Here is a 10,950-nt window from a genome sequence, read left to right on the forward strand (position 1 = left end):
CGACGCAAAGGACATCTCCGGCTACGCGCTGGAGGCCATGAACTGGGCGGTCGCCAGAGGCCTCATCAACGGCTCTGACGGCAAGCTGCTGCCGCAGGACACCGCGACCCGTGCACAGATCGCCGTGATCCTTGCCCGGTACCTGAACGCCTGATCTTTCCCCCTGCTCCCCATGTGGCTCCGGCCGCATGGGGAGCGTTTTGCATTTCCCGGTTTGAATCCTCCCCTATGTGGATATGCTTCCCACAGGATATTTCAGAAGGGAAGGATCAAAATGCGAAAAAGCAGAGTGCAGCGCATCTGGGAGAATGCCGTGGTCTTCTACCTCGGCGGGATGTTCTACTGCACGGTAGAGCTGCTGTGGCGGCAGTGGACGCACGGGAGCATGTTCCTGCTGGGCGGACTGTGCTTCTGGACGGTCAGCAGCCTCGGGCGGCGCGTGCGTATGCCGCTGCTGGCGCAGATGGCGCTGGGCGCGTGCATCGTGACGTTTTTTGAATTCTGGACGGGCGTGCTCGTCAACCGCGTGATGCACCTTGGCGTGTGGGACTATTCCGCCGCGCCGTTCAATCTGCTCGGGCAGATCTGCCTGCCGTTCACGCTCCTGTGGTTCCCATTGTGCGGCATCGGTATCCTGCTCGACCGCGGCATGCGCCGCGTCCTGTTCGGCACTCAGGCCCCGCAGCTGCGGTGGGTGTAGGAGACCAAAAAAATGCCCGTCACGGCCGGTTGGCTGTGACGGGCGCTTTGCGAATAAGTGCTTTTGCGGTTTTTCTGCATAGTTCAAGTGAACACAACACATTATTCTAAATATTCCGGAATAAAATAACACGGTGCAGCCTTTTTTTGGGGGGGCCTGCACCGTGTTTTTCCGGGCTTCAGAGCGTTTTTCCCTCCGGCTCGTTCTGCGCGGGGTTGCACAGCAGCTGCAGACTGCTTGCAGCCATGGTCAGCAGCAGGGCGACCTGAATACCGGCGTCGTTCGCGCGGCCGCACAGGCAGTCTATGACGGAGATCGCGGAGAAGTAGACTGCGCACAGCGACCAGAACAGCGTGATGCGGCGCTTGCCTTTGCCGAAGCTGAAGCCTGCGAGCTGGAAGGCTGCCAGCATGCAGCTGATGGCGGCGAACAGGTGATAGACGAAGTCGTTGAGCGACGGATCGGTGCTCCACTTCTGGAAATTCACGATGAGGCGCACGACCAGATAGATGCTCACGATCATATACAGCAGCGGCGAGGGCTTCTCGTGCCGCAGGCACTTGCGTGCAAAGGCAACAAGCGTGACCGCGCACGCGGCGCCGAGCAGCGGGATGAGCAGGTTCATTGTCTTCTGCAGCTGCGTGAGGGCGAGGGCTTCGTCCTCCGTCTTCGGCAGGGATGCGTAGTAGAGCATGACGCCGCCGATCACGAAGCACACGGCCGAGGCGATGTGCAGGATATTCGGCAGCTTCCCACCGGAAAAGATCTCCTCCCAGCGCGTCTGGCGGCGCAGCGGCCGGATCAGAACGGCCAGCGCGGCCAGCACGGCCACGCTCAGCACGGCGATGACGAGATAGAGGTAACGCCCCGGCAGGACGGCGCCATTGCTTTTGATATCGTTGCTGAGCTGCACCCAGCGCAGGATCGCTGCGAGCACGGCTGCGCCGCCGGTGATACCGAGCAGTGCGGCTGCACGGGTGGACCCGAGTCTCTTCATGGTAATGGCCTCCCATTCAAACATTAGCCATTAAATTATAGCACAGCCGGGACAAAAATCCTATCCTTTTTGCTGGGATTTGGAAAAATCATGGCCATTCGCTTGACGGGGCACCCTGTGATAGGATATCATGAAAAGAAAACGACAAGGAGGGCACAGCCATGGAGCAGAAGGAACTGCTGACCGTGATCGTGGCGGATGACGAGACGGAGCTCCGCGAGGCGGTGTGCAGCATGATCCCGTGGAAGGAGATCGGCTTCCGTCTCGTCGGGAGCGCCGGGAACGGTCTTGATGCCCTGCAGCTCGTCGAGCAGCTGCAGCCGGATCTGCTGCTGACGGACATCCGCATGCCCTATATCAGCGGTGTGAGTCTGGCCCAGCAGGTGCGCGAGCTGCGGCCGCTGACGCAGATCGCCTTCCTGAGCGGCTATGACGACTTTGCCTATGCCCAGAAAGCCATTGAGTATAATGTCATCAGCTATCTGCTCAAGCCCATCGGCATGCGGGAGCTGACGGAGGCACTGGCGGAGATCCGCGGGAAGATTCGCCGGAAATTCGCCCGCCTGCTGCCGCAGAAGCCGGAAAAGAGCGGCTGGCGCGAGCTTTTGCTGCCGCTGCTGCTCGACGGCTTTGCCGAGGAGGCGCAGCAGGACGATCCCGCGCTGCTGGCCTCTCTGGTCGGCGCGGGCATTCTGGCTGCCGGGCAGGAGCGGTATTCTCTGACGGTCCTTGCCATCCGGCTGGAGCAGGACGGCCAGAACCGCACGACGCCGGATATGGCCTATACCGTGGACATGCTGCTTGGCAAGCTCTGCCGCAGCCGGAGCGTGTATTCCGGCGGACGTCTGCTGACGCTGCTGATCGCGGAGGAGGAGCTGCGCGGACTGGAGCTTGCCATCGACGAGCTGCGCCAGTCCTTCGCCCGTGTACTGGAGCTGCGGGCGATCGTGGGCATCAGCCACCCGTTTACGAGCTTTTGCCGCTGCCACGCGGCCAGCCGCGAGGCGGTGGACGCCCAGCGCTTTGCGGGCGAGAGCGGCATCTATCACATTTCGCAGATCGCAGCGGAGAGCGGAACGGCGCAGACGGACCTCGGCGCCCTGCTCGCGCCGCTGGACAATCTGCTGCGCTCCGGCAGCCGTGAGGAGCTGGAAAAGCAGCTCGTGCAGAGCTTCGGCGCATCGAGCGGCACGGCGGAGAGCGACAGCGTGACGCTGCAGGTGCTGGCACTGGCCCAGCGCGTGCTGCACACGGCGGTCTCGCCGGGGGAGGCGGCTGCGCTGCTGCGCCGGTGCCGTATCCCGGAGCCGCTGTTTTCCATTTCACCCCCGCAGGAGCTGCAGCGACGCGTCACGGCGCTGTGCCTTGCGGCGCGCGACCTGCTGGCCGAGCGGCGGCGCGACGGCGTGAGCCTGCTGTGCGCGCAGGCCATGGAGACCATTGAAAAGCAGTATATGGAGGAGGACCTCTCCCTCAGCGGCGTGAGCGAGCAGCTTCACGTCAGCCCGAACTACCTCAGCGCCAATATGAAGAAGTACGCAGGCGACACGTTCATGAACCTGCTTATCAAAAAGCGCATGGAGGTCGCCCACGCCCTGCTGACGACGAGCAGCCTGAAAATTTACGAGGTCGCGCGGCAGTGCGGCTATTCCGACCAGCATTATTTCAGCTTCTGCTTTAAAAAATATTACGGCGTTTCGCCCGCGCAGCTGCGCCGGGCCGAGAGCGAGCGGGGAGGCGATGGAGCATGACGCGGAAAAGACGCGGCCTGAGCATGACATCCATTTTGGTGCTGGCGCTCGTCGGTACCATCACGGCCATCGTGCTGGGAGCCATGGCCGTGTTCCTGCAGACGTATCAGCGCTCGCTCATCCGGAGCGTGCAGACCTCTGCGCGCCAGTCCGTCGCCCAGGTAGGCAAGACGGTCGAGGACTATCTGGACGATGTCAACAGCCTCATGGAGCTGCTCGAGCGCAAGCTCGAGGATCCGCGGCAGGACCGGGACGACTTCTTTGCCGCCTTCCTGCAGATCCGGCCGGACGTTGTGGCCGTTACGACCTATGACGCGGCGGGCGGGCTTGTGGACTGCCGGTCGCGCGGGGCAAAGCGCACGGAGATCTATCAGAATCTTTCGTTTGATCCCGATAAAATGGACGACTATGCCGACGGCTATGTCTCCACGCCTCATGTGGCCTCGATCTTTCAGGGCTATTATCCGTGGGTCGTCACGCTCGTTGCGCCGCTCGATGCGCCGGGCCGCGAGGAATGGATCGCGCTGGACATCAGCTTCAGCAGCATTTCTGCCTACTTGAACGACGTCGGCATCGGCCAGCACGGCTACTGCTTCCTGATGGACCAGAGCGGCAACATCATCTATCACCCGCAGCAGCAGCTCATCTATTCCGACCTCAAGCGGGAGAACACATCGCTCATCGCGGGCCTGCCGGACGGCAGCAACGAGAGCGGCAGCATGATCTATACGCTCACCTCGCTGGAAAACAGCCATTGGCGCGTTGTCGGTGTGAGCTTCGTCGAGGAGCTCATCACCGAGAGCGTGCAGGAGGTCAGCCGCATTCTGGCCGCCTCCGGCATCGGTATCCTGCTGGCCGCCGTCATCATTAGCTTTGTGCTGTTCCGCACGCTTTCCCGCCCCATGCACGGCCTGACGGCAGCCATGCGTCAGTTCGAGCAGGACGCGGACAATTTCACCTATGTTCCGGTCGGCGGTGCGCGCGAGGTGCGCGTGCTGTCGGATTCGTTCGGGCAGATGGTCGTGCAGATCCAGCGCCTCATGGAGCAGGTGCGTGCCGAGGAGGTCAATCTGCGCAAGACGGAGCTGCGCGCGCTGCAGGCGCAGATCAACCCGCACTTCCTCTATAATACGCTTGACTCCATCGCATGGATGTGTGAGCAGGGGAGAAATACCGAGGCCGTCGAGATGGTCAATGCGCTGGCGCGGCTGTTCCGCATCAGCATCAGCCGCGGCCACGAGCTTATCCCCATCCGCAGCGAGCTGCAGCATGCCGAGAGCTATCTGCAGATCCAGTCCCACCGCTATAAGAATCAGTTTTCCTATTCCTTCGACGTGCAGGAGGAGTGCCTGGACTACCTGTGCAACAAGATCACGCTGCAGCCCATCATCGAAAACGCGATCTACCATGGCATCAACGGCCTTGTGGATGAGGGGGAGATCCGCATCTCGTGCCGCGCGGACGGGGACGATATCCTGTTCACCGTCGAGGATAACGGCACCGGCATGGAGCCGGAGCAGGTGCAGGCCATCCTGCGCAAGGAGCGCAGCGACCACACCGGCATCGGGATCAAGAACGTCAACGATCGTCTGAAGATCTATTTCGGACCGGCCTATGGCATTACCATCGACAGCGTGCCCGACGAGGGAACGCGCGTATATATCCGCATGCCGAAGGTGCGGGAGGAGGCAGAGTATGAAAAACGCTAAACGGCTGGCCGCACTTTTCCTGACGGCCGCCGTGCTTCTGACGGCGGGCTGCAGCCGCAAGACTGTCACGTCACAGAGCTCTGTATGGTTCATCGCCAAATCCACGAACACGGAATTCTGGAAATCTGCCTTTGCCGGGGCGAACGCCGCAAAATCGGAATATAACGTCGATCTGACGATCTGCGGGCCGGAGACGGAGGAGGATTACGAGGAGCAGAACCGTCTTATCGACGAAGCCGTCGCTGCCGGTGCAGATGCCATCGTCTATTCCGCCATCAGCTACACGAAAAACGCCGAGGCAATCACCCGCGCGGCCAAGCAGGGCCTGAAGATCGCCGTCATCGACAGCGACGTGGACTCCGACGGCGTCGGCGTGCGCATCGGCACAGACAATGTCGAGGCCGGGCGCATGGCCGGGCGCGCTGCCCTGCAGACGGACTGGGACAGCCTGACGGTCGGCATCGTGAACTTTGATCTCGGCAGCCGCAACGGGCAGGAGCGCGAGAGCGGCTTTCGCGAGGCGCTGGCGGGAGACCCGCGTGTGAAGGACATCTATACGATCAACGTCAACACCGACGCCACGACGGCACAGGTCCGCACGGTGCAGCTCCTTGTGGAGCACCCGGAGATCAACGTGATCGTTGGCTTCAACGAGCCGATCGCCGTCGGCGCGGCCATGGCCGTGCACTCCCTTGGCCTCGCGGGCCGCGTGCGCATGGTCGGCTTTGATACGAACGTCAAGTGCATCGACCTGCTGCAGAGCGGGGCCGTTTCGGCCCTCATCGTGCAGAATCCCTATGCCATGGGCTACCTCGGGGTCGAGGCTGTGTGCAATCTGCTCGACGGGCAGACCTACCGCACGGCGGAGCTGCTCGACACGGCGACGCGCACCGTGACGAAGGAGACGATGTTCACCATCGAGAATCAGAAGGCACTGTTCTCGTTCGGTTGACATATGCGCATTTTGCACAAATTCGACGCATTGTTTTTGACATCCAAAACAAAGAATGTGAAGTTTTCACCCTTCCTGCGTAAGAAATCTCATTGTTTTTTGTACAAATTCTGTTAAAATTTAATTACGCGGAACGGAGATTCCGCAGAAATTTATGGAGGATGAATGACAATGAAAAAACTTCTTGCGCTTCTTCTTGTCCTTGTCATGGTCGTTGCTCTGGTCGCCTGCGGCGGCAACGGCAACGAGACCGAGGCACCGACGAATGATTCTCAGCCCGCTTCCGACGCCACTGAGGATACCGGCAACAGCGACACCCCTGTGGGCCCCGATCTGAAGGTCGCCGTGTTCTACTACACCTATTCCGACACCTACATCTCCAGCGTCCGCACCGCTCTCGATGCACAGCTGGACGCGCTGGGCGTTACCTATCAGGACTTCGACTCCAACGGCAACCAGACCACGCAGAACGAGGCCATCCAGACCGCAATCGCTGACGGCTATAACCTGCTGATCGTCAACATGGTCACCTCCGGTTCTTCCGACACCGCGAAGGGCATCATGGAGCTGGCCGGCGATGTGCCCGTTATCTTCTTCAACCGCGCAGTCGATGAGGACGGCGTCGAGGCTTCCGCTTCCGTCCTGAACGCTTATGAGAACATCGCATTCGTCGGCACCGACGCCCCCGAGGCAGGCCATCTGCAGGGCAAGATGGTCGGCGAGTACGTCCTCGAGCACTATGACGAGCTCGACCTGAACGGCGACGGCAAGATCTCCTACGCCATGTTCAAGGGCGACGAGGCAAACGTCGAGGCCATCTACCGTACCCAGTACGGCGTTGAGGACGCCAATGCTGTCCTGACTGCCGCCGGCAAGCCCGAGCTTGTCTACTTCGATGCCAACAACACCTCCGGCTATCAGGTCGACCTGAACGGCCAGTGGTCCGCTGCTGCAGCACTCGATTACATGAACACGAACCTCTCGCAGTACAACGAGGGCAACAACAACATGATCGAGCTCATCATCTGCAACAACGACAACATGGCTGAGGGCTGCATCTCCGCTCTGGAGTCCGCGGGCTACAACAACGGCACCGGCAAGACCATCCCGGTCTTCGGCGTTGACGCCACCGATTCCGCCAAGGAGCTCATTGCCAACGGCAAGATGACCGGCACCGTCAAGCAGGATGCCGAGGGCATGGCTGCCGCCATCGCTCAGATCGCCAAGGCTGTCGGCGAAGGCACCGCTCTGAAGGACGCCGTCGCTGCTACGGCTGAGAGCAACACCGAGATGTACAGCGTCGCCGAGGGCGTTGCCACGAAGCTGTATGTCGCTTATGCTCCCTACACCGCGTAAGCATCGGACATAAAAACTCTGACTGATCGAAATCGAAAAGGGGAGGCTGCCGCAGGGCGGCAGCCTCCTTTTCAGATTTTCAAACAGGCCAAGGAAGTAAGGAGGACATGAAATGAATATGGATCAGGATATCTTGCTGCAGATGACGGATATCACGAAGACCTTCCCGGGCGTCAAGGCGCTCGATCATGTTTCTCTGACGCTGAAACGGGGAACCGTCCATGCTCTGATGGGAGAAAACGGCGCAGGCAAATCCACGCTGATGAAGTGCCTGTTCGGCATTTATAACAAGGACAGCGGAACCATCCTCCTGGAAGGCAAAGAAGTCAATTTCAAAAACAGCAGAGAGGCGCTGGACAATGGCGTGGCCATGGTCCATCAGGAGCTGAATCAGGCTCTGAAGCGCTCTGTTATGGATAATATCTGGCTGGGGCGTTACCCGAAGCATCTCGGACTGGTGGTCGACGAGACCAAAATGTACCGGGAGACCATGAAAATATTCGACGAGCTGGGCATCAATGTCGATCCGCACCGGATCATGAGCACGATGCCCGTTTCGCAGCGTCAGATGGTCGAGATCGCGAAGGCGGTCTCCTATCGTTCGAAGGTCATCGTATTTGACGAGCCGACCTCCTCTCTTACGGAGGACGAGGTCGAGCATTTGTTCCGAATTATCAACATGCTCCGCGACCGGGGCGTGGGCATCATTTATATTTCGCATAAAATGGCGGAGATCAAGCGCATCTCCGACGAGATCACCATCATGCGCGACGGCCAGTGGATTGCGACCCGCCCGGCTGCCGAGCTGGAGGTCAACGATATCATCCGCCTGATGGTCGGCCGCGAGCTGAACAATCAGTTCCCGCCGAAAACGAACAAGCCGGGCGAGCCCTTCCTGAAGGTCGAGCACCTGACGGGCCAGTATAACGGCCTGCGCGATGTGAATTTCACGGCGCGCCGCGGCGAGATCCTCGGCCTGGCCGGTCTGGACGGCAGCGGCCGCACGGAGACGCTCGAGTGCATCTTCGGCGTGATGACCCGCAAGGACGGCTCAATCACCCTCGACGGCAAGCCCTGCCGCAACCGCAATGCGCGCGAGTCCATCAAAAACGGCTTTGCCCTGCTGACGGAGGAGCGCCGCTCGACCGGCATTTTCTCCATCCTGAATATCCGGGAGAATACGGTCATTTCCAGCCTGAAAAAGCACCGCCGCGGCATCTGGCTGAGCAACCGCTCCATGAAGAAGGATACGCAGTGGTCCATTGATGCCATGCACACCAAGACGCCGTCTCAGGAGACGAAGATCCGCAGCCTCTCCGGCGGCAACCAGCAGAAGGTCATTCTCGGCCGCTGGCTGCTCACCGACCCGGACGTGCTGCTGCTCGACGAGCCGACGCGCGGCATCGACGTCGGCGCAAAGTACGAAATTTATCAGCTCATCATCGACCTTGCCAACCGCGGCAAGACCGTGCTGATGGTCTCGTCCGAGATGCCGGAGCTTCTGGGCGTCTGCGACCGCATCCTTGTCATGTCAGGCGGCCGCCTTGCCGGTGAAGTGGATGCCAAAACGACCAGCCAGGAAGAAATCATGCGGCTGGCAGCAAAATACGTTTAAGGGAGGGCCTCGGTCATGGCAAATCCTGTGACAAAAATTCGCAATACGGCTGCGGACTACCGCAAGCTGGACGGGCGCGACAAGCGCCGCTTCTGGACGGACGGCATTCTGAACAATGCGCTGTACATCCTGATGGCGATCTTCATCATCTACACCGCCATCGTCAACCATAACTTCCTGAAGATCGGCTCCATCACGAACATCATCTCGCTGGCCGCTGCGTCCCTTCCGTTCGCGCTCGGCGTTGCGGGCTGCATCGTCCTGACGGGCACCGACCTTTCCGGCGGCCGTGTCGTCGGCCTGTCCGCTGCCCTTTCTGCCGCCCTGCTGCAGAAGACGGATCTTGCCCGCAGAATGTTCAGCTGGATGCCGAATATCCCCACCTGGGCCGGTATCTGCATCGCCATTCTTGCGGTCATCGCCATCGGTGCGATCATCGGCTTTGTCAACGGTTTCTTCGTTGCAAAGTTCAAGCTGCATCCCTTCATCGTCACGCTGGCCACGCAGCTCATCACCTATGGCCTGATCCTCGTGTTCTTCATGCTCAACGATAACAACGGCCAGCCGCTGTCCGGCCTGTCCGACGGTTATTCGAGCTTCATCAAGGGCAAGATGATCTCCATCGGCGCTGTCAGCCTGCCGTGGTATGTGCTTTATGCCATCATCCTGCTCGTCATCACCTGGTTCCTGTGGAACAAGACGACGTTCGGCAAGAACATGTTCGCCGTCGGCTCGAACGCCGAGGCGGCCAATGTCTCCGGCGTGAACGTCTTCCGCACGACGGTCCTTGTCCACACGTTCGCCGGTGTGATGTACGGTCTGACCGGCTTTATCGAGGGCGCGCGCATCAGCTCCATCACGCAGTCCACCGGCCTGAACTATGAGTGCGATGCCATTGCGGCCTGCGTCATCGGCGGCGTTTCGTTCGTCGGCGGCACCGGCAAGATCAGCGGCATCGTGCTCGGCGTTCTCATCCTGCGTATCATCTTCGCTGCGCTGACCTTCCTTGCCATCGATTCCAGCCTGCAGTACATCATCAAGGGCCTCATCATTCTGGTCGCCTGCTCTCTGGATATGCGCAAGTACCTTGTCAAAAAGTAAAGACAACAGCTGCTCCTCCGGGCCTCCTGCCCGGAGGAGTTTTTATATTACAGAGCAAAAGCAGGGGAGCGGCATGCCGCTCCCGGCGCGATGCCTGCGATTCGTAACGGGTATCGTTGAAACGGTATGCACCGATTGCGTCTGTAGCGGCGCTCACTGCGCAGCCGTTGGCGGCTTTGCCGCCTTACGGATGCGGCGTGCCCTTTGCGGGCGGTGAGCGCCATTCAGGCTGTAGGTTTGGTGGCACCCCGCCGACCGCACCTGACCTTGTAGGGGAGCGGCATGCCGCTCCCGGCGCTGCACCTGCGGAATTGACAGACTATCGTTAAAACGGTGAACGCCCCCGATTTGTCATTGCGAGGCCCCAACGGGGCCGTGGCAATCTCGGGAAGGCAGTTGCGATTTCGCCGAAGGCTTCCCCACGATCCGACTGTGTACTGCGAGATTGCCACGTCGGCCTGTGGCCTCCTTGCAATGACACGTCAGGGAGTGCCGTGGTGCACCAGCGCTCTCCTACGGTTTAATTCCCCTGTACAAGGCGCTCACTGAGCGCCGCTACAGACGCAATTGGTGCGTACCGTTTTCACGGTGGCTTGTACGGGACGGCAGTGCCTTCCCGAGATTGCCACGGGCGCAAAGCGCCCTCGCAATGACAAACCGTTGGCGTTCACCGCTTTATCGACAGCCTGCAGTGATCGCCAGCATTGCGCCGGGAGCGGCATGCCGCTCCCCTACAACGCTCGACCGGCGGCCTTGTGAAATTTTCCCC

The 10,950-nt window shown here is 60.4% G+C and carries 9 protein-coding genes; 8 read left to right on the forward strand and 1 reads right to left on the reverse strand.

What is annotated here, in order from left to right; genetic code table 11:
- Positions 1–13: 13 nt before the first annotated feature.
- The gene (locus ACMKFF_RS07935; RefSeq protein WP_419496603.1) at positions 14–154 is read left to right on the forward strand and encodes an S-layer homology domain-containing protein; all 141 of its coding nucleotides are present in this window, start codon (positions 14–16) and stop codon (positions 152–154) included.
- Positions 155–274: 120 nt separating this feature from the next.
- Positions 275–700, forward strand: a complete 426-nt coding sequence (locus tag ACMKFF_RS07940) for a putative ABC transporter permease (protein ID WP_418468023.1) — start codon at positions 275–277, stop codon at positions 698–700.
- 178 nt (positions 701–878) lie between these two features.
- On the opposite strand, the gene ACMKFF_RS07945 is transcribed toward ACMKFF_RS07940, so the two are convergent.
- On the reverse strand, positions 879–1,697 hold the full coding sequence (locus ACMKFF_RS07945) for a hypothetical protein (protein ID WP_419496598.1): 819 nt from the start codon (positions 1,695–1,697) through the stop codon (positions 879–881).
- A gap of 161 nt (positions 1,698–1,858) precedes the next feature.
- Here ACMKFF_RS07945 and ACMKFF_RS07950 point away from each other — a divergent pair, with 161 nt between their 5' ends.
- The 6 genes from ACMKFF_RS07950 (at position 1,859) to ACMKFF_RS07975 (ending at position 10,181) form a co-directional block, all read left to right on the forward strand.
- The gene (locus tag ACMKFF_RS07950) at positions 1,859–3,448 is read left to right on the forward strand and encodes a response regulator transcription factor (protein WP_419496599.1); all 1,590 of its coding nucleotides are present in this window, start codon (positions 1,859–1,861) and stop codon (positions 3,446–3,448) included.
- Positions 3,445–5,157: a sensor histidine kinase gene (locus ACMKFF_RS07955; protein WP_419496600.1), complete on the forward strand. Its 1,713-nt coding sequence runs from the start codon at positions 3,445–3,447 to the stop codon at positions 5,155–5,157. Before ACMKFF_RS07950 ends, ACMKFF_RS07955 begins: the two co-directional genes overlap by 4 nt.
- Positions 5,144–6,109: a substrate-binding domain-containing protein gene (locus tag ACMKFF_RS07960; protein ID WP_419496601.1), complete on the forward strand. Its 966-nt coding sequence runs from the start codon at positions 5,144–5,146 to the stop codon at positions 6,107–6,109. Before ACMKFF_RS07955 ends, ACMKFF_RS07960 begins: the two co-directional genes overlap by 14 nt.
- Before the next feature lie 171 nt (positions 6,110–6,280).
- Entirely contained in the window at positions 6,281–7,465 is a 1,185-nt protein-coding gene (locus tag ACMKFF_RS07965) for a substrate-binding domain-containing protein (protein ID WP_419496602.1), read from the forward strand.
- 118 nt (positions 7,466–7,583) lie between these two features.
- The gene (locus tag ACMKFF_RS07970; RefSeq protein ID WP_418468065.1) at positions 7,584–9,080 is read left to right on the forward strand and encodes a sugar ABC transporter ATP-binding protein; all 1,497 of its coding nucleotides are present in this window, start codon (positions 7,584–7,586) and stop codon (positions 9,078–9,080) included.
- Between the two features lie 15 nt (positions 9,081–9,095).
- Positions 9,096–10,181 carry a galactose/methyl galactoside ABC transporter permease MglC gene (locus ACMKFF_RS07975; protein WP_418468012.1) on the forward strand — a complete coding sequence of 362 codons (1,086 nt, stop codon included), beginning with the start codon at positions 9,096–9,098 and terminating at the stop codon, positions 10,179–10,181.
- The last annotated feature ends 769 nt before the right edge of the window (positions 10,182–10,950 follow it).

Origin of the sequence: Faecousia sp., from assembly GCF_048519415.1 — a bacterium.
Classification (GTDB): Bacteria; Bacillota; Clostridia; order Oscillospirales; family Oscillospiraceae; genus JAZOXB01.

Excerpts from the sequence above, each read along its gene's own strand:
- ACMKFF_RS07940 (WP_418468023.1), top strand. The coding sequence starts at position 275 with ATGCGAAAAAGCAGAGTGCAGCGCATCTGGGAGAATGCCGTGGTCTTC.
- ACMKFF_RS07945 (WP_419496598.1), bottom strand. The coding sequence starts at position 1,697 with ATGAAGAGACTCGGGTCCACCCGTGCAGCCGCACTGCTCGGTATCACC.
- ACMKFF_RS07950 (WP_419496599.1), top strand. The coding sequence starts at position 1,859 with ATGGAGCAGAAGGAACTGCTGACCGTGATCGTGGCGGATGACGAGACG.
- ACMKFF_RS07955 (WP_419496600.1), top strand. The coding sequence starts at position 3,445 with ATGACGCGGAAAAGACGCGGCCTGAGCATGACATCCATTTTGGTGCTG.
- ACMKFF_RS07960 (WP_419496601.1), top strand. The coding sequence starts at position 5,144 with ATGAAAAACGCTAAACGGCTGGCCGCACTTTTCCTGACGGCCGCCGTG.
- ACMKFF_RS07965 (WP_419496602.1), top strand. The coding sequence starts at position 6,281 with ATGAAAAAACTTCTTGCGCTTCTTCTTGTCCTTGTCATGGTCGTTGCT.
- ACMKFF_RS07970 (WP_418468065.1), top strand. The coding sequence starts at position 7,584 with ATGGATCAGGATATCTTGCTGCAGATGACGGATATCACGAAGACCTTC.
- ACMKFF_RS07975 (WP_418468012.1), top strand. The coding sequence starts at position 9,096 with ATGGCAAATCCTGTGACAAAAATTCGCAATACGGCTGCGGACTACCGC.